Here is a 24,225-nt window from a genome sequence, read left to right on the forward strand (position 1 = left end):
GGCGGTTACTCACGTGAGTAACCGCCCGACCCGCACGCGCGCGTGGAGCGCGGAATCTCAGTCGCGTGCTTCGGAGAGCAGCTTCTGGATCCGGGAGACACCCTCGACGAGGTCCTCGTCACCGAGGGCATACGACAGGCGCAGGTAACCCGGCGTGCCGAAGGCCTCGCCCGGGACGACCGCGACCTCGACCTCCTCCAGGATGAGCGCGGCCAGCTCCACCGTGTCCTGGGGGCGCTTGCCGCGGATCTCCTTGCCGATCAGGGCCTTCACCGAGGGGTACGCGTAGAAGGCGCCCTCGGGCTCGGGGCAGAGCACGCCGTCGATCTCGTTCAGCATGCGCACGATGGTCTTGCGGCGGCGGTCGAAGGCCTCGCGCATCGCGGCGACGGCCTCGAGGTCGCCCGAGACGGCGGCGAGCGCGGCGACCTGAGCCACGTTCGAGACGTTCGACGTGGCGTGCGACTGGAGGTTGGTCGCGGCCTTGACGACGTCCTTCGGGCCGACGATCCAGCCCACCCGCCAGCCGGTCATGGCGTAGGTCTTGGCCACGCCGTTGACCACGATGCACTTGTCGCGCAGCTCGGGCAGGAGGGCCGGCAGCGAGACGGAGACCGCGTCCCCGTAGACCAGGTGCTCGTAGATCTCGTCGGTCAGCACCCACAGGCCGTGTTCGACGGCCCAGCGGCCGATGGCCTCGGTGTCGGCCTCGGTGTAGACCGCGCCGGTCGGGTTGGACGGCGAGACGAAGAGGACGACCTTGGTCTTCTCGGTGCGGGCCGCCTCCAGCTGCTCCACGGAGACCCGGTAGCCGGTGGTCTCGTCCGCGACCACCTCGACCGGGACACCGCCGGCGAGACCGATCGACTCGGGGTACGTGGTCCAGAACGGCGCCGGGACGATCACCTCGTCGCCCGGGTCGAGGATGGCGGCGAAGGCCTCGTAGATCGCCTGCTTGCCGCCGTTGGTCACGAGGATCTGCGACGGGTCCACCTCGTAACCCGAGTCGCGCAGGGTCTTCGCGGCGATCGCGGCCTTCAGCTCGGGCAGACCGCCGGCCGGCGTGTAGCGGTGGTACTTCGGGTTCGCGCAGGCCTTGATGGCGGCCTGGACGATGTAGTCCGGGGTCGGGAAGTCGGGCTCACCGGCGCCGAAGCCGATCACCGGACGCCCGGCGGCCTTGAGGGCCTTGGCCTTGGCGTCCACGGCGAGGGTGGCGGACTCGGAGATCGCGCCGACTCGGGCGGAGACCCGGCGCTCGGTGGGAGGGATTGCAGCGCTCATGGGACCCATCGTTTCAGACTGGAAACGCCCCTGGCACGCGGGTTTCACGGACTGAACACAGCAGAACATCCGTCCGGATCCGGACGCCTCACCAGTCGATCTTCGGTGGAGGAGGCCCGTACGGACACTTTCTGTTCGACGACCGGCCCCGGAGCACGTACACTCTCACCTCGTTGGCCTTCGCCGGCCGTGCCCACCCGGTGCACAACGAGCACCCGGGCGGATGCGGTACGTTGGGGGAAATCAAAGGGTCGTAGCTCAATTGGTAGAGCACTGGTCTCCAAAACCAGCGGTTGGGGGTTCAAGTCCCTCCGGCCCTGCTACACACACCTTTCGCCAGGATGTGTGCGCATGTACGTACTGCAATGCATCGCCGTGCGGCTCAGCCGGGCGCGGCACGGCCACGACCCGGAATCAGGTGAGGACGAGTGACGGACGCCGTGGGCTCCATCGACATGCCTGATGCCGAGGCGCCGGAGTCCAAGAAGAAGGCTCGCAAGGGCGGCAAGCGTGCCAAGAAGGGCCCGCTGAAGCGCCTCGCCACCTTCTATCGCCAGATCGTCGCGGAACTCCGCAAGGTCGTCTGGCCGACTCGCAATCAGCTGACGACGTACACCACAGTGGTGATTGTCTTCGTCGTCATCATGATCGCCCTGGTGACCGTGATTGACTATGGGCTCAACCACGCCGCCAAGTACGTCTTCGGCTGAGCCGAGAGCGAAGGGCGCCGTCACCGGCGCCCCTTTCGCGTGTTCCACCCCCATGTATCCAGGAAGAAGCAGCCACCGTGTCTGACCCGAACCTGAACGACGCCATCGAGTCGGTCGAGTCCGTTGACGACGAACTCGACATCGTCGAGGGCGCGGACGTCGAGGACGAGGTTGAGGCTGCCGACGACGCCGCCGGCGAGCCCGCCGAGGAAGCGGCCCTGCACGTCGAGGACGAGTCCGGTGAGGACGTCGAGGACGAGGACGTTCCCGCCGAGGCCCTCGCTGACGAGCCCGAGGCCGAAGAAGAGGCCGAGCCCGTCGATCCCGTCACCGCCCTGCGCGAGGAGCTCCGTACCCTCCCCGGCGAGTGGTACGTCATCCACACGTACGCCGGTTACGAGAACCGCGTGAAGACCAACCTCGAGCAGCGCGCCGTCTCGCTGAACGTCGAGGACTTCATCTTCCAGGCCGAGGTGCCGCAGGAAGAGGTCGCGCAGATCAAGAACGGCGAGCGCAAGACGATCAAGCAGAACAAGCTCCCGGGCTACGTCCTGGTCCGCATGGACCTGACGAACGAGTCCTGGGGTGTCGTCCGCAACACCCCCGGCGTCACCGGCTTCGTGGGCAACGCCTACGACCCGTACCCGCTGACCCTGGACGAGATCGTCAAGATGCTCGCCCCGGAGGCCGAGGAGAAGGCCGCCCGTGAGGCCGCCGAGGCCGAGGGCAAGCCTGCCCCGCAGCGCAAGGTCGAGGTCCAGGTGCTGGACTTCGAGGTCGGCGACTCGGTCACCGTCACCGACGGCCCCTTCGCCACCCTCCAGGCGACCATCAACGAGATCAACGCCGACTCGAAGAAGGTCAAGGGCCTCGTCGAGATCTTCGGCCGCGAGACCCCGGTCGAGCTCTCCTTCGACCAGATCCAGAAGAACTAGCACTCTCTGGACGTACGTCTTCCGAACAGGTCAGACGGGCTCTCGCAGCCGGTCTGACCTGCTCGGTTTTTGGCCGCGCATGGATACCCGTTATCGTTGTGCGGTATGCCTCCATCCGGATGATCCGGACGGAAGCTGAAAACTCTCACTAGGACCCGGAGAGAGCACATGCCTCCCAAGAAGAAGAAGGTCACGGGGCTTATCAAGCTCCAGATCCAGGCCGGCGCCGCGAACCCGGCTCCGCCGGTCGGCCCCGCGCTGGGCCAGCACGGCGTCAACATCATGGAGTTCTGCAAGGCCTACAACGCCGCGACCGAGTCGCAGCGCGGTTGGGTCATCCCGGTGGAGATCACGGTCTACGAGGACCGTTCCTTCACCTTCATCACCAAGACCCCGCCGGCCGCCAAGATGATCCTCAAGGCCGCAGGTGTCGAGAAGGGCTCCGGCGAGCCGCACAAGACCAAGGTCGCCAAGATCACCCAGGCGCAGGTCCGCGAGATCGCCACCACCAAGATGCCCGACCTCAACGCCAACGACCTGGACGCCGCGTCGAAGATCATCGCCGGCACCGCCCGTTCCATGGGCATCACGGTCGAGGGCTGACACCCACCTTCAGGACACCCGTGGCAGGGCCTGCTCGGCCCGCACCACGACTCCTCAGAACACATCAGGAGCAGTAGTGAGCAAGCGCAGCAAGTCTCTCCGCGCTGCGGACGCCAAGATCGACCGGGACAAGCTCTACGCCCCGCTCGAGGCCGTCCGTCTCGCCAAGGAGACCTCCACGTCCAAGTTCGACGGCACCGTCGAGGTCGCCTTCCGTCTGGGTGTCGACCCGCGCAAGGCCGACCAGATGGTCCGTGGCACCGTGAACCTCCCGCACGGCACCGGTAAGACCGCCCGGGTCCTGGTCTTCGCGACCGGTGACCGTGCCGAGGCCGCGACTGCCGCGGGCGCCGACATCGTCGGCTCCGACGAGCTCATCGACGAGGTGGCGAAGGGTCGTCTGGACTTCGACGCCGTCGTCGCCACCCCGGACCTCATGGGCAAGGTCGGCCGCCTGGGCCGTGTCCTCGGCCCGCGTGGTCTGATGCCGAACCCGAAGACGGGCACCGTGACCCCGGACGTGGCCAAGGCCGTGACCGAGATCAAGGGCGGCAAGATCGAGTTCCGCGTCGACAAGCACTCGAACCTGCACTTCATCATCGGCAAGGCGTCCTTCGACGACTCCCAGCTGGTGGAGAACTACGGCGCCGCGCTGGACGAGATCCTTCGTCTGAAGCCGTCGGCCGCCAAGGGTCGCTACATCAAGAAGGCCACGATCAGCACCACGATCGGCCCTGGCATTCCGGTCGACTCGAACCGCACCCGCAACCTCCTCGTCGAGGAGGACCCGGCCGCCGTCTGAGCCCTCCCGCTCACCGTGCAGGCCGCGTCGCGTACGCGTTTTTGATACGGGCCCCGCAACCTTTCGAGGTGCGGGGCCCGTCCCCATCTGCGGACGGCAAATCCGAATACGAGTGTCAGTGGGCTGCGCTAGCGTGCAGATCACAGAATTCGCATAGGGGTGGGGACGAATGAAGAGCACGACCGTGCGCCGCGTGACCCTTTCGATCGCGCTGACGACCGCGCTGACGGGCGTGGCCGCCTGTAGCTCCGCGGGCTCCTCCGGGGGCTCGGGCAAGGGCGACAAGGCGGTGCACAAGGGCACGACGCAGGTCAGCCCCATAGCCGCCCTGCGCTCCGCCGAGAAGTCCACCGACAGCGCCGACTCCGCCAAGGTCGAGTCCACGACCACCATGGGCGCGATGATGTCCATGAAGGCGGACGGCGTCATGGGCTGGGCCGACGGCCTCACCGGCACCATGACGATCACGTACACCGGCGGCACGATGGCCGACACCATGCGCAAGACCGGCAGCACGTCCATGCAGGCCCGCTATCTGCCCGACGCCTACTACGCGAAGATGAGCGACACGTTCGCCGAGCAGGCCGGCGGCAAGCACTGGATCAGGTACGCGTACGACGACCTGGCGAAGCTCGGCGGCAGCTCGGGCGCGTATCTCAAGGACCAGATGCAGAACACCACGCCGAACCAGTCGGTGAAGCTCCTGCTGGCCTCCGGCGATGTCAGGAAGGTCGGCGAGGAGAGCGTGCGCGGCGAGCAGACCACGCACTACTCCGGCACCGTCGACGTCGCCGACCTGGCGACCAAGTCCTCCAACCTGTCCGCGAGTCAGCTGACCGACCTGAAGAAGCAGCTCACGGCGGCCGGCGTCAGCACCGAGCAGATCGACATCTGGGTCAACGGCGACGACCTGCTGGTCAAGAAGGCAGAGAAGGGCGAGCTGTCGACCGGCACGATGTCCTCGACGGCGTACTACAGCGACTACGGGGTGAAGGTCTCCGCCCAGGAGCCCCCGGCGAGCGACACCGCCGACTTCAAGGACCTGCTGAAGGCCCAGGGCGCGGGCGGCACCACCTCTTGAGCCCCACAGGAATTCGGAAGACCACCTGAACCCCCTGGGATACGCTCGCGGCTTTGCTGTGAATCGACCATTTGTTCCTTGGGGGGAATCGTGGAGTTCGCTGTGCGCGCGGGCGCCCGGCGCGCGGTGGCGGGCGTGCTCGCCGCGCTGGTCGTCGGAGGATGCGGCGTCGCCTGTACGAAGGGCGACGCGAGGCAGTCGCCGGGCATGACGCCCGCGGCGGCCGTCGCCAAGGCGGCGAGGAACGCGGACGACATCACCTCGCTGCGCTATCGCATGTCGGGCCGGATCCCGGAGCAGGGCCGGGTCAGCGCCGAGGCGGCGCTGACCGTGAAGCCGCTGGCCATGACCATGAAGACGGTCGTGCTTGACGGCCCCGACAAGGGCGAGGTCGTGCAGACGCGGCTGGTCGGCGGAGCGCTGTACATGGGCGGGGGCGAGGAAGTCGCCAAGAACATGGGCGGCAAGCACTGGATGAAGTTCGATGTGTCCGCGCACAGCCGCACCCCGGGCGGCCTGAAACTCGACACCACCAAGATGCGCGACCAGGCCGACAAGAACCCGGCCCAGGAAGCCGGTTTCCTGACCGGCTCCAAGGACGTGAAGAAGGTCGGCAGCGAGAAGGTCGACGGCGTCCGCACCACCCACTACCAGGGCACGGTCACCCTCGCCGCCATCCGCGCGGAGCTGAGGACCAAGGACAAGGCGACGCGGGAGAGGCGCGAGAAGAGCCTCAAGCAGTACGAGGACATGGGCGCCGACGCGCTCACGATGGATCTCTGGATCGGCCCGGACGACCGCACGAAGCAGTTCCGGGTCCGAGCCGCCGCGGACAAGGGCACGTTGGACGTGACCATGACCTTCCTCGACCACAACAAGCCCGTGACGATCAACGCCCCGGCCGCCAAGGACACCGTTGATCTGGCCCGGGCGATGAAGGACGCCCAGGGCTGACCCGGGGGTCCGGAGCCGATTTGCTTGACGCGCGACCGTTCACGTACTCTTCCACAGAAGCCAAAGACCGCTGGTCGTTGCCGTGTGCTCGCAAGAGGACGCGGTGGCCGAAGGATCCGCTGAGACTGCGGACGACCCGCGCAGGTGATCGTGGATGTGCTCCCGGAGATCTGTCCAAGACCTCAGGTCGAGCTACGCCCCGTGCGCCTGCGCCGGGGCGTTTTGTTTTGTCGGCCCCTTCCGAGCGGTCCTCATCACCCGGAAGGAGGCCACGCTCTATGGCAAGGCCCGACAAGGCTGCCGCGGTAGCCGAGCTCGCGGACCAGTTCCGCAGCTCGAACGCCGCTGTGCTGACCGAGTACCGGGGTCTCACCGTGGCGCAGCTCAAGACGCTGCGTCGTTCGCTCGGTGAAGACGCCCAGTACGCCGTGGTGAAGAACACGCTGACCAAGATTGCGGCCAACGAGGCCGGGATCTCCACGCTCGACGACCTGTTCAACGGTCCGACGGCGGTCGCGTTCATCTCCGGTGACCCGGTGGTGTCCGCGAAGGGTCTTCGTGACTTCGCCAAGGACAACCCGAACCTCGTCATCAAGGGCGGTGTCCTTGACGGTAAGGCGCTGTCCGCCGACGAGATCAAGAAGCTTGCGGACCTCGAGTCCCGCGAGGTTCTGCTCGCCAAGCTGGCGGGTGCCTTCAAGGGCAAGCAGTCTCAGGCTGCCTCGCTCTTCCAGGCGCTGCCGTCGAAGTTCGTCCGCACTGCGGAAGCGCTTCGCGTCAAGCTGGCCGAGCAGGGCGGTGCCGAGTAATTCGGCTCGCGCATTGACCGCCGCCTGAGGCGACGGTCGTAGCGGGCCGAACGTACGCCCGCCTCACCAGTACATACCGGCACCTGCCGAATTAGTGGAAGGACGCCATCATGGCGAAGCTGTCCCAGGAAGAGCTGCTCGCGCAGTTCGAGAACCTCACCCTCATCGAGCTCGCCGAGTTCGTGAAGGCCTTCGAGGAGAAGTTCGACGTCACCGCCGCCGCCGCGGTCGCCGTCGGCCCCGCCGCCGCCGCTGCCCCGGCCGAGGCCGAGGCCGAGCAGGACGAGTTCGACGTCATCCTCACGGGTGCCGGCGAGAAGAAGATCCAGGTCATCAAGGTCGTGCGTGAGCTGACCTCGCTGGGTCTGAAGGAGGCCAAGGACCTCGTCGACGGCGCTCCGAAGCCGGTCCTCGAGAAGGTCGCCAAGGAGGCCGCCGAGAAGGCTGCCGAGTCCCTCAAGGGCGCCGGCGCCTCCGTCGAGGTCAAGTAACACCTCACGGGTCCGGCACGGGCTCACGCGAGCTGATACGGGGCTACGAGTAGCTCTGTAACGGGGCTGGAAGCAGCTCTGTAACGCGGACGCACTGAAGAGCGATCATCCATCTGGGTGGTCGCTCTTCGGCGTTCCCAGGGGTCGTCGTAGCGGCTGCCTTGCGCTGTCGGTCGCGGCGAGTATGGTGATCTTCGTTGTGCCTCCGCCCGGTCCGTGACGGGCTGCAAGACGGGTTGCAAGACGGGCTGCACGTGACGATCGCGGCACTCGCTTTGGGCATGGGGGGCCTTGACGAACCGCACGCAGCGCGCAATTCTCAGGACGCGTCGTCACAACGATCCGGATCCGAGGCATGGATCGACGGCGAAGAGGGCAGTATCGATGTGCATTGAGGGCGTGGCTTGCCGCAGGTGTTGAGAACAACGAGGGTCTCAAAAACCGGGACTGGACATCAGTGGGCCAAGTGGCTACACTGACCCTTTGCGCTGCCTGTTAGCTGCCTCCTGCCCGTCACCAGGGGCATCCCCGTGCTAGAGCATCGACGATTGGACCATTCCGACCTGGCCTTCTTGGGCTGGATGAGGAACGCCCCGTCGCGGTGTCCGACATGGGACCGGTACGCGCGTAGTGAGTCCGAGCCCTCGGAAGGACCCCCTCTTGGCCGCCTCGCGCACTGCCTCGACCGCGAATACGAACAACGGCGCCAGCACCGCCCCGCTGCGCATCTCCTTTGCAAAGATCAAGGAGCCCCTCGAGGTTCCGAACCTTCTTGCGCTGCAGACCGAGAGCTTCGACTGGCTGCTCGGCAATGCCGCGTGGAAGGCTCGTGTCGAGGCGGCTCTGGACAGTGGACAGGACGTCCCCACCAAGTCCGGTCTGGAGGAGATCTTCGAGGAGATCTCTCCGATCGAGGACTTCTCCGGGTCGATGTCGCTGACCTTCCGCGACCACCGTTTCGAGCCGCCGAAGAACTCCATCGACGAGTGCAAGGAGCGGGACTTCACGTACTCCGCGCCGCTCTTCGTCACGGCTGAGTTCACCAACAACGAGACCGGCGAGATCAAGTCCCAGACGGTCTTCATGGGCGACTTCCCGCTCATGACCAACAAGGGCACCTTCGTCATCAACGGCACCGAGCGTGTCGTGGTGTCGCAGCTCGTCCGCTCGCCGGGCGTCTACTTCGACTCCTCGATCGACAAGACGTCCGACAAGGACATCTTCTCCGCGAAGGTCATCCCGTCCCGGGGTGCCTGGCTGGAGATGGAGATCGACAAGCGCGACATGGTCGGTGTCCGCATCGACCGCAAGCGCAAGCAGTCCGTCACCGTTCTCCTGAAGGCTCTCGGTTGGACCACCGAGCAGATCCTCGAGGAGTTCGGCGAGTACGAGTCCATGCGCGCCACCCTGGAGAAGGACCACACCCAGGGCCAGGACGACGCGCTGCTCGACATCTACCGCAAGCTGCGTCCGGGCGAGCCCCCGACCCGTGAGGCCGCGCAGACGCTGCTCGAGAACCTCTACTTCAACCCGAAGCGCTACGACCTCGCGAAGGTCGGCCGCTACAAGGTCAACAAGAAGCTGGGCGGCGAAGCCCCGCTGGACGCCGGGATCCTGACCGTCGAGGACATCATCTCGACGATCAAGTACCTGGTGAAGCTGCACGCCGGTGAGACCGAGACCGTTGGCGACAGCGGCACCTCGATCGTCGTCGAGACCGACGACATCGACCACTTCGGCAACCGTCGTCTGCGCAACGTCGGCGAGCTCATCCAGAACCAGGTCCGCACGGGTCTGGCTCGTATGGAGCGCGTCGTGCGTGAGCGCATGACGACCCAGGACGTCGAGGCGATCACGCCGCAGACCCTGATCAACATCCGGCCGGTCGTCGCCTCCATCAAGGAGTTCTTCGGCACCAGCCAGCTCTCGCAGTTCATGGACCAGAACAACCCGCTGTCGGGTCTCACCCACAAGCGCCGTCTGTCGGCGCTTGGCCCGGGTGGTCTCTCCCGTGAGCGGGCCGGCTTCGAGGTCCGTGACGTGCACCCGTCGCACTACGGCCGCATGTGCCCGATCGAGACCCCTGAAGGCCCGAACATCGGTCTGATCGGCTCGCTCGCCTCCTACGGCCGGGTCAACGCGTTCGGTTTCGTCGAGACGCCGTACCGCCGCGTCACCGACGGTGTCGTCACCGACGAGGTCGACTACCTCACGGCCGACGAAGAGGACCGGTTCGTCATCGCGCAGGCCAACGCGCCGCTCACCGAGGACTTCCACTTCGAGGAGTCCCGCGTGCTGGTGCGCCGTCGTGGCGGCGAGGTCGACTATGTCCCCGGGGACGACGTCGACTACATGGACGTCTCGCCGCGCCAGATGGTGTCGGTCGCGACCGCCATGATCCCGTTCCTCGAGCACGACGACGCCAACCGTGCCCTCATGGGCGCGAACATGATGCGTCAGGCCGTGCCGCTCATCAAGTCCGAGGCGCCGCTGGTCGGCACCGGCATGGAGTACCGCTGCGCGGTCGACGCCGGTGACGTCCTGAAGTCGGAGAAGGACGGTGTGGTCCAGGAGGTCTCCGCGGACTACATCACCACCGCCAACGACGACGGTACGTACACCACGTACCGCCTCGCGAAGTTCTCCCGCTCCAACCAGGGCACGTCCGTCAACCAGAAGGTTGTCGTGGACGAGGGTTCCCGGGTCATCGCCGGTCAGGTTCTGGCCGACGGTCCGGCGACCGAGAACGGCGAGATGGCGCTCGGCAAGAACCTGCTCGTGGCGTTCATGCCGTGGGAGGGTCACAACTACGAGGACGCGATCATCCTGTCGCAGCGCCTCGTGCAGGACGACGTCCTCTCCTCGATCCACATCGAGGAGCACGAGGTCGACGCCCGTGACACCAAGCTCGGCCCCGAGGAGATCACCCGGGACATCCCGAACGTCTCCGAGGAGGTCCTCGCCGACCTCGACGAGCGCGGCATCATCCGTATCGGTGCCGAGGTCGTCGCCGGCGACATCCTGGTCGGCAAGGTCACGCCCAAGGGTGAGACCGAGCTGACCCCGGAGGAGCGCCTGCTCCGCGCGATCTTCGGCGAGAAGGCGCGCGAAGTGCGCGACACCTCGCTGAAGGTGCCGCACGGTGAGATCGGCAAGGTCATCGGCGTCCGCGTCTTCGACCGTGAAGAGGGCGACGAGCTGCCGCCGGGCGTGAACCAGCTGGTTCGTGTCTACGTGGCGCAGAAGCGCAAGATCACGGACGGTGACAAGCTCGCCGGTCGTCACGGCAACAAGGGTGTTATCTCCAAGATCCTGCCGATCGAGGACATGCCGTTCCTGGAGGACGGCACCCCGGTCGACATCATCCTCAACCCCCTCGGTGTCCCGTCCCGAATGAACCCGGGACAGGTCCTGGAGATCCACCTCGGCTGGCTCGCCAGCCGCGGCTGGGACGTCTCCGGGCTCGGCGAGGACTGGGCGCAGCGCCTGCAGTCCATCGGTGCCGACCAGGTCGCCCCGGGCACCAACGTCGCCACCCCCGTCTTCGACGGTGCGCGTGAGGACGAGCTCGCGGGTCTGCTCCAGCACACGATCCCGAACCGCGACGGCGAGCGCATGGTGCTCCCGTCCGGCAAGGCGAGGATGTTCGACGGCCGCTCCGGCGAGCCGTTCCCGGAGCCGATCTCGGTCGGCTACATGTACATCCTCAAGCTCCACCACCTGGTCGACGACAAGCTGCACGCCCGGTCGACCGGTCCGTACTCGATGATCACCCAGCAGCCGCTGGGTGGTAAGGCCCAGTTCGGTGGCCAGCGCTTCGGAGAGATGGAGGTGTGGGCGCTTGAGGCTTATGGCGCCGCGTACGCCCTCCAGGAGCTGCTGACCATCAAGTCCGACGACGTCACCGGCCGCGTGAAGGTCTACGAGGCCATCGTCAAGGGCGAGAACATCCCCGAGCCCGGCATCCCCGAGTCCTTCAAGGTGCTCATCAAGGAGATGCAGTCCCTGTGCCTCAACGTGGAGGTGCTGTCCTCGGACGGCATGTCCATCGAGATGCGCGACACCGACGAGGACGTCTTCCGCGCGGCGGAGGAGCTTGGCATCGACCTGTCCCGGCGCGAGCCGAGCAGCGTCGAAGAGGTCTGACGGGAGTCCGGTACGGGGGCTCAGCAATGAGCCCCCGGCCGGCCCCAGGACCCCCGTTTCAGACCCCATGACTTACAACCCTGAGAGGGATTGACGCATAGTGCTCGACGTCAACTTCTTCGATGAGCTCCGGATCGGTCTGGCCACCGCTGACGACATCCGTCAGTGGAGCCACGGCGAGGTCAAGAAGCCAGAGACCATCAACTACCGCACCCTCAAGCCCGAAAAGGACGGACTCTTCTGCGAGAAGATCTTCGGTCCGACCCGGGACTGGGAGTGCTACTGCGGCAAGTACAAGCGTGTCCGGTTCAAGGGCATCATCTGTGAGCGCTGCGGCGTCGAGGTCACTCGCGCCAAGGTGCGTCGTGAGCGGATGGGCCACATCGAGCTGGCCGCTCCCGTCACCCACATCTGGTACTTCAAGGGCGTTCCGTCGCGCCTCGGCTACCTGCTCGACCTCGCCCCGAAGGACCTCGAGAAGGTCATCTACTTCGCGGCGTACATGATCACGTACGTCGACGAGGAGCGCCGCACCCGCGACCTGCCCTCGCTGGAGGCGCACGTCTCCGTCGAGCGTCAGCAGGTCGAGAACCGTCGCGACGCCGACCTCGAGGCCCGCGCCAAGAAGCTCGAGACCGACCTGGCCGAGCTCGAGGCCGAGGGCGCCAAGGCCGACGTACGCCGCAAGGTGCGCGAAGGTGCCGAGCGTGAGATGAAGCAGCTGCGTGACCGTGCGCAGCGCGAGATCGACCGTCTCGACGAGGTGTGGACCCGCTTCAAGAACCTCAAGGTCCAGGACCTCGAGGGTGACGAGCTGCTCTACCGCGAGCTGCGTGACCGCTTCGGCACGTACTTCGACGGTTCGATGGGTGCCGCGGCGCTGCAGAAGCGCCTGGAGTCCTTCGACCTGGAGGAGGAGGCCGAGCGCCTCCGCGAGATCATCCGCACCGGCAAGGGCCAGAAGAAGACCCGTGCGCTCAAGCGCCTGAAGGTCGTCTCCGCGTTCCTGCAGACCAGCAACAGCCCCAAGGGCATGGTGCTGGACTGCGTGCCGGTCATCCCGCCGGACCTGCGTCCGATGGTGCAGCTGGACGGTGGCCGCTTCGCGACCTCCGACCTGAACGACCTGTACCGCCGCGTGATCAACCGCAACAACCGCCTCAAGCGACTCCTTGACCTCGGCGCGCCCGAGATCATCGTGAACAACGAGAAGCGCATGCTTCAGGAGGCCGTCGACGCGCTCTTCGACAACGGCCGTCGTGGTCGCCCGGTCACGGGCCCCGGCAACCGTCCGCTGAAGTCGCTGTCCGACATGCTCAAGGGCAAGCAGGGCCGCTTCCGTCAGAACCTTCTCGGTAAGCGTGTGGACTACTCCGCGCGTTCCGTGATCGTCGTCGGTCCGCAGCTGAAGCTGCACCAGTGTGGTCTGCCCAAGGCCATGGCGCTGGAGCTCTTCAAGCCGTTCGTGATGAAGCGTCTGGTCGACCTGAACCACGCGCAGAACATCAAGAGCGCCAAGCGGATGGTCGAGCGGGGCCGCACGGTCGTGTACGACGTCCTGGAAGAGGTCATCGCTGAGCACCCGGTTCTGCTGAACCGTGCGCCCACGCTGCACCGCCTCGGCATCCAGGCCTTCGAGCCGCAGCTGGTCGAGGGCAAGGCCATCCAGATCCACCCGCTCGTCTGCACCGCGTTCAACGCGGACTTCGACGGTGACCAGATGGCCGTGCACCTGCCGCTCTCCGCGGAGGCGCAGGCCGAGGCCCGCATCCTGATGCTGTCCTCGAACAACATCCTCAAGCCGGCCGACGGCCGCCCGGTCACGATGCCGACCCAGGACATGGTCCTCGGTCTGTTCTTCCTGACCACGGACGGCGAGCTGCGTAACGTCAAGGGTGAGGACCGCTCCTTCGCGTCCGTCGCCGAGGCGATCATGGCGTTCGACTCCGGCGAGCTCTCGCTGCAGTCCCGCGTGGACATCCGCTTCCCGGTGGGCACCATCCCGCCGCGCGGCTGGACCCCGCCGGCCCGCGAGGAGGGCGAGCCGGAGTGGCAGCAGGGTGACACCTTCCGCCTGAAGACGACCCTGGGCCGCGCGCTCTTCAACGAGCTGCTGCCCGAGGACTACCCGTTCGTCGACTACGAGGTCGGCAAGAAGCAGCTCTCCGAGATCGTCAACGACCTCGCCGAGCGCTACCCCAAGGTCATCGTGGCGGCGACGCTCGACAACCTGAAGGCTTCCGGCTTCTACTGGGCGACCCGCTCCGGCGTCACCGTGGCCATCTCCGACATCGTCGTTCCTGAGGCGAAGAAGGAGATCGTCAAGGGCTACGAGGCGCAGGACGAGAAGGTCCAGAAGCAGTACGAGCGCGGTCTGATCACCAAGGACGAGCGCACGCAGGAGCTCATCGCGATCTGGACCAAGGCGACCAACGAGGTTGCCGAGGCGATGAACGCGAACTTCCCGAAGACGAACCCCATCTTCATGATGGTTGACTCGGGTGCCCGAGGAAACATGATGCAGATGCGTCAGATCGCCGGTATGCGTGGTCTGGTGTCGAACGCCAAGAACGAGACGATCCCGCGCCCCATCAAGGCCTCCTTCCGTGAAGGCCTGTCGGTGCTCGAGTACTTCATCTCGACTCACGGTGCTCGTAAGGGTCTGGCGGACACGGCTCTGCGTACCGCCGACTCGGGTTACCTCACCCGTCGTCTGGTCGACGTCTCCCAGGACGTCATCATCCGCGAGGAGGACTGCGGCACCGACCGTGGCCTCAAGCTGCACATCGCGGAGCGCGGCGCGGACGGTGTGCTGCGCAAGGCGGACAACGTCGAGACCAGCGTGTACGCACGTGCGCTGGCCGAGGACATCACCGTCGACGGCAAGGTGCTGGCCCCGGCCAACACCGACCTCGGCGACGTCCTCATCGACGAGCTCGTCAAGCACGGCATCGAGGAGGTCAAGACCCGCTCGGTCCTGACCTGCGAGTCCGCCGTCGGCACCTGCGCCATGTGCTACGGCCGTTCGCTGGCCACCGGCAAGCTGGTCGACATCGGTGAGGCGGTCGGCATCATCGCCGCCCAGTCCATCGGTGAGCCCGGCACGCAGCTGACGATGCGTACCTTCCACACCGGTGGTGTGGCCGGTGACGACATCACCCAGGGTCTGCCCCGTGTCGTCGAGCTCTTCGAGGCCCGTACGCCCAAGGGTGTCGCCCCGATCTCCGAGGCCTCCGGCCGCGTGCGGATCGAGGAGACCGAGAAGACCAAGAAGCTCGTCGTCACCCCGGACGACGGCAGCGACGAGACGGCGTTCCCGATCTCGAAGCGCGCCCGACTCCTGGTGTCCGAGGGCGAGCACGTCGAGGTGGGCCAGAAGCTCACCGTGGGTGCCACCAACCCGCACGACGTGCTGCGCATCCTGGGTCAGCGTGCCGTCCAGGTCCACCTGGTCGGCGAGGTCCAGAAGGTCTACAACTCGCAGGGTGTGTCGATCCACGACAAGCACATCGAGATCATCATCCGGCAGATGCTGCGCCGGGTGACGATCATCGAGTCGGGTGACGCGGAACTGCTGCCCGGCGAGCTGGTCGAGCGTTCGAAGTTCGAGACCGAGAACCGTCGTGTGGTCCAGGAAGGTGGCCACCCGGCCTCCGGCCGTCCGCAGCTGATGGGTATCACCAAGGCCTCGCTGGCGACCGAGTCGTGGCTGTCGGCGGCGTCCTTCCAGGAGACGACCAGGGTTTTGACGGACGCGGCGATCAACGCCAAGTCCGACTCCCTGATCGGCCTCAAGGAGAACGTCATCATCGGTAAGCTCATCCCGGCCGGTACGGGTCTGTCCCGCTACCGCAACATCCGGGTCGAGCCGACCGAGGAGGCCAAGGCCGCGATGTACTCGGCCGTCGGCTACGACGACATCGACTACTCGCCGTTCGGCACGGGCTCCGGCCAGGCCGTCCCGCTGGAGGACTACGACTACGGTCCGTACAACCAGTAAGCGGTAGTACTGAAGGGCGGTCACCCCGGGTTCGGGGTGACCGCCCTTCGGCGTTTGTCAGCGGGGGAGCTGGAGGTACGGCTCCAGGGCGCGGATGCGGGTGATGTTGTCGGGATGAGTCGTCAGGAGCTTGGCCAGGCCGCCCGGCTCCTTGAGCTTCTTGCCCTGCGCGGCGGCGTACGCCTTCGCTGCGTTCTCCTCGGCCTGGAAGTGGTGCAGCACCTGGACCATCTCGGTCGCGAAACCGAGGGCGGCGGCCTGCTGGTCGGCGCGAAGCTCGCCCAGACGGCCCGCATAGGCGAGCAGGTAGGGCGCAATCACGAGGGGGATGGTGATGTACCAGGCGACGAGGAAGCCCATCACCACGAATGCCCCCATGAAGAGGATGAGAATCCCCGTCGCGGCCGCGGAGAAGACACTGGCGACGGCCAGCGCGATCCTGGCGAGCCCCCGGGTCAGCGCCCAGGCGATCCGGCCGGGCAGCGAGTACCAGTAGCCGAGCAGGCCCGCCCAGGCGTGACCGCCGGTGTGGTGGCCCAGTTCATGGGCGAGTACGGCGGCGAGGTTGCTGCTCGGGATCCGGTTGAGCGAGTACGTGGTGACGCCGACGACGTGCCCGGCCACCGCGACCGCGTTGAGGTCGTCACTGTTCTCCACCATCAGTGCGTACGTGTCCGCCTCGATGCCCGCCCGGGCGGTGACCTCGCGCCAGATCGGCTCCAGACGGGCCCGCTCCTCGGCCAGCGGTGCCCGCAGCTTGAGCACGCGCCGGGCGAAGAGCAGTTCGCTGGGCCGGTGGAAGACGAGCGCACCGGAGGCCAGCCAGGCCAGCACGACCAGCCAGCCCACCACCGTGCCGAACAACGGCAGGGCGATCGCGGAGACCACGGCGAGGCTCACCACGAAGCCCGGGATCTGCGTCGCCAGTTGGCCTATGGCGGTGGCGTCGGCCCCCCGCTGATGGGCCGCCACGTGGACGCGGGAGCCTTGATGACGGTAGTGGAGGTCATCGGGGGCGGTGGCGGGCTGCTGCGGGACGAAGGGGACCGCTCCCGGGGGCTGGGCCGCGTACTGCGGGGCGGGTCCCGGGGCCGGGGCGGCGGCTCCCGGGTACGGCGGGGCCGCCGTGCCGGGGTGGGCGGGCGGGGCCGCCGGATACTGCGGCTGTGGACACGGCTGCGGATACTGCGGTGGGGGAGCGGAGGCGCCCGGGTACGCGCGAGGCGGTGGGGGAGCGGGAGCGCCCGGGTACGCGGGAGGCGGCGGGGCCGCGCCCGGGTACTGGGGCTCGGGGGACGCCGGGCCCGATGGCTGGGTCATGCGGGACTCCTTCGGGGAATGCGGAAAGGGGACGTCAGCCGATGAGCAGCGCGGTGGGCAGCAGTGCGGAGCCGACGCAGAAGGCGATCAGTCCGGTGCGGATCCACTGGTGCTTGCGGGCGGCGATACGGCTGGTCTCGACGAGTGCCGCCGTGAGTCCGGTGGCCGGGTCACGGTCGGTGTCGGCGAGCGCCTCGGCCAACTGGCCCTCGCGTACGGCCTGTTGGATGTCGCCGAAGTAGCACAACGGCTGGCCGGGGGACCAGGAGCCGTTGCGGTAGCGGGGGAGTACGGCGAGGAGCAGCGCGAACAGGGAGAGTGCCAGGGCGGCGGCACCGGCCCACCACAGGGCGGTCCCGGCCCCGGACAGCGCGCCCGGCGTCCAGTCCCGCCCGGCCAGCAGCCCGCTGAACACTCCCGCCGTCATCCCGAGCGCCGCCACCAGGACGGACGCCTTGCTGTCGGCCCGGGCGATCTCCGCCCGCAACTCGCCGAGCAGCCGCTCGGCGGTGCGGGTGCCGGTCAGGGTGCCCGGGGTGGTCATACGGACCCCGCTTCGGCGGAGCCCTGAGGCGGCACACTGGCGTCTGAGGGGTCGCCCGCGCCGGGGGGCGGGGGAACGGCCGGAGCGGGGCCTGCGGCGGCGTACGGCGGTGTCTGACCGGCGTACGGGGGCGTCTGGCCGGCGTACGGCTGTGTCTGACCGGCATGCGGCGGTTGGCCCGCGTACGGAGTCTGGCCGGGATACGGAGCCTGGCCCGTGTTCGGAGCCTGGCCGGCATGCGGCGGTTGGCCCGCGTAAGGAGCCTGGCCCGCGTAGGGAGCCTGGCCCGCGTACGGAGCCTGGCCGGGATGCGAAGCCTCGCCGGGATGCGGCGGCTGCGGCGGGACGTACGGCTGTCCGGGCGTCGCTCCCGCGGGCAGTGCGCCCTGGCTCTCCGCCGGCTGAGGCGTCTGCTGCTGAATCAGGTCGTTGACGGCGCGCAGCGTGGAGCGGGCGGACTCCGCCTTCTGGTAGTCCTCCAGCGTGTCCCCGGCGATCAGTTCCAACTGGCTCTTCATGATGGAGAGTTGGTCTTTCTGGATGGAGCCGACGACCAGCTGGGTGTCCTCGGGATGCTGGGCCAGATGCAGGGCCCAGGCGGCGACACCGCCGTGCTGGAGCCAGTACTGGTAGAAGTTGATCTTCTCGGCCACCAGCTGCTGGTTCTGCTGCTGCCGCAGCACCTCCAGCTCGTGCTGCTGCCGGGCCTGGCGGAGCCGGAACTCGTGCTCGGGGTCGAGCATGTCCGTCTCGTAGCGCAGGCTCCGCTGCCGCCGCCGGTGCGCGATCGCCTCGTCGTCCAGCCGAAGCCGTACGACACAGGTCACGGCGAGGCCGACGCCCGCCGCGAAACCCCCGGTTCCCACGGCCTGTTGGACCGCGCCCTCGGCAGCCGGGCTGTCCTCGATGGAGAAGCGGCGGCTCACCGGCCGGGCGAACTTGTGGAGTTCACGGGTCAGCCGCGTCGGCACGTCACGCTCGCCGCTCGCCACATACGCGATCGGATCGGCGACCCGCCAGGTCAGATCGGCGGTGGCGCCGAAGGAGAACGCGTCGTCGTCGCTGGGCAGTTCCAGGTCGAGCTGTACCGGATGGCTGCCCATGTCCACCTCGTACACCGAGGTGTAGCGGCGTGTCGCGGCGTCCGAACGGCTCGGCCGGTGCGGCGGCATGTAGACGTCGTACGCGCCCTTGGCGGTGACGAAGACCAGCGCGTGGTCGATCGCGGTGACCGGCCGGCGGGCGGTGTAGTCGAAGCGTGCGATGGGCCGCACCGTGAGCACCGGGTCGATCAACTCGGTGTGCCGGTCGGCGTCCTGCTGCCACTCCGGCTGACGGCGGAACTCCGCCATGGTTCAACTCCTCGATGGCTCTGGGGTGGAGGGGATCAGTACGCCGAGCAGCCGGTCGGAGATCGGCGGGCGCGGTCCGCCGTCGGAGGCGCGCAGGTTGAGCAGCTCGTGGCTGAGCCGCTTGTGGTCGTCCGCCGTCACGATCAGCGCGGGCAGCAGCAGCTCCAGGGCCTGCGCGGCGTCCGCGCGGCGCTGGGCCACGTACACCCAGGTGTGCAGGGCGTTCAGGGCTCCCCGGGTGTGCGCGCGGTCGCCGAGCGCGGTGCGCCAGAGGGTGGCGAGGTCGCGGGCCGAGTCCGTCTCGTACATGCCCGTCTCGGCGTACCACTCGACGAGCGCGCCCTCCTCGGCGTTGTCGCAGGCGCGGACGAACGCGCCCAGTGCGAGCGCGCGGACCGACGCCGTGTCGTGGTGCAGGAGCCGCACCAGCTCGGAAAGCATCTCGCCGCGCCGGCCGCCCACGGACAGCAGCAGGGCTGTGGACTCGATCAGGTTGTTCGCCTCGGCGGCGGTGCTGTTGTCGACGCGGGCACGGGCCGCGAGTGCGCTCAGCGCGGGGCCCACGAGGTCCGGGCGCAGCGGTGTGAGCAGACCGAAGGCGCGGATCGCGGTCCAGCGTCGGGCCCAGTGGGAGTCCGTGCACCACTGCGTGAGCAGGCGCAGGACGACGGGCGCGTCGAGGAGCTGGGCGAGCGTGAGCGCGTTCGCGGCGGTGACCCGGGGGCCGAAGGACTTCGACACGGCCCAGCCGTCGATCAGCAGCGCGACCGCCGACGGCAGGTCGGCGCGGGCGAGCAGCGCGGTGGCCGCGGCGGCCCGGGTGCGGACGACCGGGCGGCCGTCGCGGGCCAGTTCCCTCAGCCAGGCGACCAGCGCGGGCCGGGCCGACGGATGGCCCGTCCACACCTCGGTGAGCAGGACGCGCGGGGTGTTCTCCCTCTTGAAGTACGCCGTGTACTGCGGCACCGACCCCCACTCGGTCGCCTCGTCCCGCACCTCCCCCTCGGCCCGCGCCCGCTCGAGCCGGGTCTCGGCGGCGAGCCCGAACACCGGGATCTCCGGCGGCTGTTCGGGATGCTGCAAGCGCTGAAAGTGCACGTACAACGTGTCCGCGAGCTCGGCGGCGAGGACGTACGGGGCCTGGTCGAAGACGGCGAGCGAGATGAGGAACGCCTTGTCGCGCAGGGTGGCCTCGGGGTCGCTCAGCCACTCCCGGCACTGCTGCTCCACCGCCGCCTGCCCGAAGTCCGTGAGACGCGCCGCCGCTTCCTCGCCACCGTCGTAACCGGCCACTTCGGCGGCGAACTTGGCGGCTTCCGCGGGCCGGTGGGCGCCGCGCGAGAGGAAGTGCCGCACGGGGCCGAGCGCGAGGAGTTCGTCGATGTCCGCGCCGCGCCGCTCGGCCAGGTGCGCGCGCAGCACGTCGGTCGCCTCCGGCGGCTCCCAGCGGGACGGCGTGACGCCCAGCAGGAACGGGGAGTTCTCGACGGTCACCACGAGATATCCGTCGATCTTCTTGAGCTGGTCGCGGGCCGCGTACAGGTAGTTGTCCCGCAGTGGCCGGTTGCGGCTCAGCGGCAGGTCGCGCAGGACATGGCCGCCCGGCGAGGAGAGCTGGGCGCTCAGGGCGGCCGGGTTCGTCTCCGAGGAGAGGGCGTGCACGGCGGGGACGCCGAGGCGGTGCAGCAGCATGAGCGCGGCGGCGGAGCGGCCGGTGGCGTGGGCGCCCGCCAGTACCAGGACGCGTTCCTCGCGCAGCCGCGCCAGGGCGGACGCGAAGGCGGGGCCCTCGACGAAGGTCGCGGCCAGTTCGTCCAGCCGCTCGCGCGGGATCTCGCCGGAGGCGTACGCCGCCGAGGCCGTCGCCCCGTAATGGTGGTGCTCCGTCTTGCCGCCCATGAACACATCACGGGCTACGCCGCCGGACACCCCGTGCTGGGCGCCGCCCACCAGGCTGCCGCCGAAGGACGTGGCCTCATTGAGGATGAATCCCGGGGTGTGCGCGACGAGTTCGCGCTGGGCGGCTCGAGCCTCCTGGGTGCGCTCCTCGGGATCGTGGTCGGGGTTCGGTTCGGCGGCCGGGTGCGGCTCGTTCGGCAGTACGTCGTCGGGGGGCGGGGGTGGGGGCATCGTCACGCCGACTCACCCCCGGATCCGCCCAGGTGTACGTCGCCGGTGACCTGGCCGCCGGACACGCCGTGCTGGTCGCCTGCGACGACGCTGCCGCCGAAGCTGGGGGAGCCGCCGTTGAAGTTGAAGACGACGCCTGAGGGAGGACCGGAGGGAGGACCGCAGGGAGGACCGGAGGGAGGAGGGGAAGCCGGTGTGTCAGCGCCCGGCGCCGGGCTCTCCCCCGAGCCGCCCGGCGCCGGGGCTCCCCCCTCCTCACAGTGGTCGTCGGTGCCGTGCCGCGGGACGGGGCCGTGCAGCCAGGCCCGCAGGGGGCCGTTCTTGCTGTCCACCGTCACCGGGTGGAAGTCGTCCGCCGGGATGCCGCGATGGCCGTGCCGCACGATGCCCGCGTGCACGCTCTCCGAGACGCACAGCGCGAAGTCGTTCGGCCGCTCGCGCAGGGCCGCGCGCAGCAGCTTGGCGTCCAGGAGCCGGCAGGCGTGGTTCAGGTCCGAGCCGACCCAGCCGTCGAGGTTGTCCACGGCGACGTAGCCCGTGGCGACGACGCCGCGCAAGCGGATCTGGGCGGAGCTGGACGCCATGCGATTGATGGCCTGGAGCTGGGTGGGGACCTCGGTGAGCAGGGTGCGCAGCAGGGCGGCGACGGAGGCGTTGGCGTCGATCAGCTCCATCACCGAGTCGCCTCGGTCCGCGCGGAGCCGGAGCCGCTCGTCGATGCCGGCGCTTTCGAGTGCGCGGTCGGTGATGTCGTACAGCATGCGGCGCAGGTAGGCCTGCTCGACGTCGTCCCGGTCGCTGTACTTCTCGATGTCGAGCAGGAGGATCGTCCGGCTCACGGGGTCGGTCATGGTCGCCTTTCGGTGGGGGCCGCCTTGCCTGCTCAGCAGGGTGTCGTTCCCGGCGGGCCGGGTGTGAGGGCGGATTTCCCACTCGAAGTGTGACCGTGTGCACAGAGGGCTTCCGGCGTCCCGGAGGTCCCACGTGGCCGTTGCTTTCACGGGCACCCGGCGCGGGTGCCTGCGCAGGCGTTTCTCGCCCCCTCCGCCCCTTCCCGTCCCGTCCCTGGGGGCTGCGCCCCCAGACCCCCCTGTCGCGCTTCGCGCTCGTCCTCAAACGCCGGACGGGCTAGGTCTAGCCCCGTGCGATCTGTCGCAGTACATCCGGACGCACGATCACCAGTGCCCGCCTCCCCGTCACCACCGCCTCCCGTTCCCGTAGCTCCTTCAGCAGGCGTTGGACCATCTCCCGGGAGGCGCCCACGGAGCCCGCCAGCTCCTGCTTGCTCAGCGGGACGGACAGCTCGATGCCCTCGGGCGTGCGGCGGCCGTTGGTGCGGGCGAGGTCGAGGAGGAGGGCGGCGAAGCGTTCACGGACGCTCATGGAGGCGAACTCCAGGCGGCGGCGGTCGGCGGCGCGGGTGCGGTCGGAGGTGAGGCCGAGGAGGGCGAAGGAGACGGCCGGGGAGCGGGCCAGGAACGCGGTGAAGTGTTCGCGGACCACGGCGATGGTGCGGACCGGTTCCAGGGCGGTGACCGTGGCCGAGCGCGGCCGGCCGGTGAGGGCGGCGGACTCGCCGATGATGTCGCCGGGCCCGCGCAGCGCGAGCAGTGCCTCGTACCCGTTCGCCGCGGCCGCCGTCACCTTCGTCCACCCGTGCGTCACGATCAGCACATGGGAGGACGGCTCACTCTGGTGCAGCAGCACCATGCGCGGGGTGAAGGAGAGCTCACGGCCGAGGGCCAGCAGCGCGGCGCGGTCCCCGCTCTCCAGCCGGGCCAGGAACGGCACCCTGTCGTCCAGGCCCTCGTCACCGGGTAAATCCGCAACCGTCATGTGTCCCCCGTCCCCCGATCGTCACAGCGACCGATCAACGTACTGAACGGACAGTCGTCACAATGGCGGAACCGGAGACATTCGCAGGAGGTCGGCGAAAGAGCCCACAGCAAGGGTGACAAGTCCGGCGTGTCGGGCCCCACGGCATTTGTTTTGACCGGAGTCCGTGAGGTAGGTACGCTCAGACCTTGTGCCTGGGGTGTGCCCTGGCTCCCGTGCGTGCCTTCAACCGCACAGGGGGAGCCGTAGGCGGCCACCGTAATCTGCGCCCTTTTCGCCTCGCGGCGAGAGTCCGCGGTTTCGACACACCCGACCGCGTGGGTCGGCGATGTTTCAGGTTAGCTTCACCATTCGGCACACAGAAACCGGAGAAGTAGTGCCTACGATCCAGCAGCTGGTCCGGAAGGGCCGGCAGGACAAGGTCGAGAAGAACAAGACGCCCGCACTCGAGGGTTCGCCCCAGCGTCGCGGCGTCTGCACGCGTGTGTTCACGACCACCCCGAAGAAGCCGAACTCGGCCCTGCGTAAGGTCGCGCGTGTGCGTCTGACCAGCGGGATCGAGGTCACCGCTTACATTCCGGGTGAGGGACACAACCTGCAGGAGCACTCCATCGTGCTCGTGCGTGGTGGCCGTGTGAAGGACCTGCCGGGTGTTCGCTACAAGATCATCCGCGGTTCCCTTGACACCCAGGGTGTGAAGAACCGCAAGCAGGCCCGCAGCCGCTACGGCGCCAAGAAGGAGAAGTAGAAATGCCTCGTAAGGGCCCCGCCCCGAAGCGCCCGGTCATCATCGACCCGGTCTACGGTTCCCCTCTGGTGACCTCCCTCATCAACAAGGTGCTGCTCAACGGCAAGCGCTCCACCGCCGAGCGCATCGTCTACGGCGCCATGGAGGGTCTGCGTGAGAAGACGGGCAACGACCCGATCATCACGCTGAAGCGCGCGCTGGAGAACATCAAGCCGACCCTCGAAGTCAAGTCCCGCCGTGTCGGCGGTGCGACGTACCAGGTCCCGATCGAGGTCAAGCCCGGTCGCGCCAACACGCTCGCGCTGCGCTGGCTCGTCGGTTACTCCCGCGCCCGTCGCGAGAAGACCATGACCGAGCGTCTGCTCAACGAGCTTCTCGACGCCTCCAACGGCCTCGGTGCCGCTGTGAAGAAGCGCGAGGACACCCACAAGATGGCCGAGTCCAACAAGGCCTTCGCGCACTACCGCTGGTAGTCGCAAC

The 24,225-nt window shown here is 68.2% G+C and carries 19 protein-coding genes and 1 tRNA gene; 13 read left to right on the plus strand and 7 right to left on the minus strand.

The genetic code is table 11. The features are described 5' to 3' along the window. Positions 1–57: 57 nt before the first annotated feature. Positions 58–1,284 carry a pyridoxal phosphate-dependent aminotransferase gene (locus AB0D27_RS22980; protein ID WP_362511738.1) on the minus strand — a complete coding sequence of 409 codons (1,227 nt, stop codon included), beginning with the start codon at positions 1,282–1,284 and terminating at the stop codon, positions 58–60. Positions 1,285–1,531: 247 nt separating this feature from the next. On the opposite strand from AB0D27_RS22980, the gene AB0D27_RS22985 reads away from it, so the two are divergent. From AB0D27_RS22985 to AB0D27_RS23035, 11 genes are all read left to right on the plus strand, one after another. Continuing rightward, positions 1,532–1,604 (plus strand) — tRNA-Trp (locus AB0D27_RS22985). Positions 1,605–1,712: 108 nt separating this feature from the next. Next, a complete protein-coding gene (secE, locus tag AB0D27_RS22990) occupies positions 1,713–1,994 on the plus strand; it encodes a preprotein translocase subunit SecE (protein WP_189190363.1) in 282 nt (93 codons plus the stop codon). Positions 1,995–2,071: 77 nt separating this feature from the next. After that, positions 2,072–2,929, plus strand: a complete 858-nt coding sequence (nusG, locus tag AB0D27_RS22995; RefSeq protein ID WP_362511741.1) for a transcription termination/antitermination protein NusG — start codon at positions 2,072–2,074, stop codon at positions 2,927–2,929. Between the two features lie 168 nt (positions 2,930–3,097). Continuing rightward, complete coding sequence (gene rplK / locus AB0D27_RS23000; RefSeq protein WP_030359033.1) at positions 3,098–3,532, plus strand: 50S ribosomal protein L11; 435 nt, start codon at positions 3,098–3,100, stop codon at positions 3,530–3,532. A 76-nt stretch (positions 3,533–3,608) separates the two neighbouring features. Then, entirely contained in the window at positions 3,609–4,334 is a 726-nt protein-coding gene (gene rplA / locus AB0D27_RS23005) for a 50S ribosomal protein L1 (protein WP_362511745.1), read from the plus strand. A gap of 169 nt (positions 4,335–4,503) precedes the next feature. Next, positions 4,504–5,415, plus strand: a complete 912-nt coding sequence (locus AB0D27_RS23010) for a hypothetical protein (RefSeq protein ID WP_362511748.1) — start codon at positions 4,504–4,506, stop codon at positions 5,413–5,415. A gap of 78 nt (positions 5,416–5,493) precedes the next feature. Next, entirely contained in the window at positions 5,494–6,369 is an 876-nt protein-coding gene (locus AB0D27_RS23015; protein ID WP_362511751.1) for a DUF1396 domain-containing protein, read from the plus strand. 278 nt (positions 6,370–6,647) lie between these two features. Further along, positions 6,648–7,178, plus strand: coding sequence for a 50S ribosomal protein L10 (gene rplJ / locus AB0D27_RS23020; protein WP_362511753.1), 531 nt, complete (start codon positions 6,648–6,650; stop codon positions 7,176–7,178). 110 nt (positions 7,179–7,288) lie between these two features. Next, positions 7,289–7,669: a 50S ribosomal protein L7/L12 gene (gene rplL / locus AB0D27_RS23025; RefSeq protein ID WP_266700828.1), complete on the plus strand. Its 381-nt coding sequence runs from the start codon at positions 7,289–7,291 to the stop codon at positions 7,667–7,669. A gap of 660 nt (positions 7,670–8,329) precedes the next feature. Beyond that, positions 8,330–11,815 (plus strand): DNA-directed RNA polymerase subunit beta, encoded by a 3,486-nt coding sequence (gene rpoB, locus AB0D27_RS23030; protein ID WP_362511756.1) that lies wholly within the window; start codon positions 8,330–8,332, stop codon positions 11,813–11,815. 100 nt (positions 11,816–11,915) lie between these two features. Beyond that, complete coding sequence (locus AB0D27_RS23035) at positions 11,916–15,815, plus strand: DNA-directed RNA polymerase subunit beta' (RefSeq protein ID WP_362511759.1); 3,900 nt, start codon at positions 11,916–11,918, stop codon at positions 15,813–15,815. 57 nt (positions 15,816–15,872) lie between these two features. Here the strand turns inward: AB0D27_RS23035 and AB0D27_RS23040 are convergent, their stop codons facing one another. The 6 genes from AB0D27_RS23040 to AB0D27_RS23065 all read right to left on the minus strand — a co-directional run bounded on the left by AB0D27_RS23040 (position 15,873) and on the right by AB0D27_RS23065 (position 22,997). Beyond that, positions 15,873–17,135: a M48 family metalloprotease gene (locus tag AB0D27_RS23040; RefSeq protein ID WP_362511762.1), complete on the minus strand. Its 1,263-nt coding sequence runs from the start codon at positions 17,133–17,135 to the stop codon at positions 15,873–15,875. Between the two features lie 34 nt (positions 17,136–17,169). Next, positions 17,170–17,679 carry a Pycsar system effector family protein gene (locus AB0D27_RS23045; protein WP_362511765.1) on the minus strand — a complete coding sequence of 170 codons (510 nt, stop codon included), beginning with the start codon at positions 17,677–17,679 and terminating at the stop codon, positions 17,170–17,172. Beyond that, positions 17,676–19,031 (minus strand): PE-PGRS family protein, encoded by a 1,356-nt coding sequence (locus AB0D27_RS23050; RefSeq protein WP_362511768.1) that lies wholly within the window; start codon positions 19,029–19,031, stop codon positions 17,676–17,678. The genes AB0D27_RS23045 and AB0D27_RS23050 overlap by 4 nt, the downstream gene beginning before the upstream one ends. Positions 19,032–19,034: 3 nt before the next feature. Continuing rightward, positions 19,035–21,167, minus strand: coding sequence for a hypothetical protein (locus tag AB0D27_RS23055; protein ID WP_362511771.1), 2,133 nt, complete (start codon positions 21,165–21,167; stop codon positions 19,035–19,037). Then, a complete protein-coding gene (locus AB0D27_RS23060; RefSeq protein ID WP_362511774.1) occupies positions 21,164–22,012 on the minus strand; it encodes a hypothetical protein in 849 nt (282 codons plus the stop codon). The genes AB0D27_RS23055 and AB0D27_RS23060 overlap by 4 nt, the downstream gene beginning before the upstream one ends. Before the next feature lie 283 nt (positions 22,013–22,295). Next, positions 22,296–22,997: a Crp/Fnr family transcriptional regulator gene (locus tag AB0D27_RS23065; RefSeq protein WP_362511777.1), complete on the minus strand. Its 702-nt coding sequence runs from the start codon at positions 22,995–22,997 to the stop codon at positions 22,296–22,298. Positions 22,998–23,373: 376 nt separating this feature from the next. On the opposite strand from AB0D27_RS23065, the gene rpsL reads away from it, so the two are divergent. Both rpsL and rpsG read left to right on the plus strand, forming a co-directional pair. Continuing rightward, positions 23,374–23,745, plus strand: coding sequence for a 30S ribosomal protein S12 (rpsL, locus tag AB0D27_RS23070; protein WP_003948652.1), 372 nt, complete (start codon positions 23,374–23,376; stop codon positions 23,743–23,745). A gap of 2 nt (positions 23,746–23,747) precedes the next feature. Continuing rightward, positions 23,748–24,218: a 30S ribosomal protein S7 gene (rpsG, locus tag AB0D27_RS23075; protein ID WP_003992340.1), complete on the plus strand. Its 471-nt coding sequence runs from the start codon at positions 23,748–23,750 to the stop codon at positions 24,216–24,218. Positions 24,219–24,225: the final 7 nt, after the last annotated feature.

Source organism: Streptomyces sp. NPDC048415 (genome assembly GCF_040651675.1).
GTDB lineage: Bacteria > Actinomycetota > Actinomycetes > Streptomycetales > Streptomycetaceae > Streptomyces.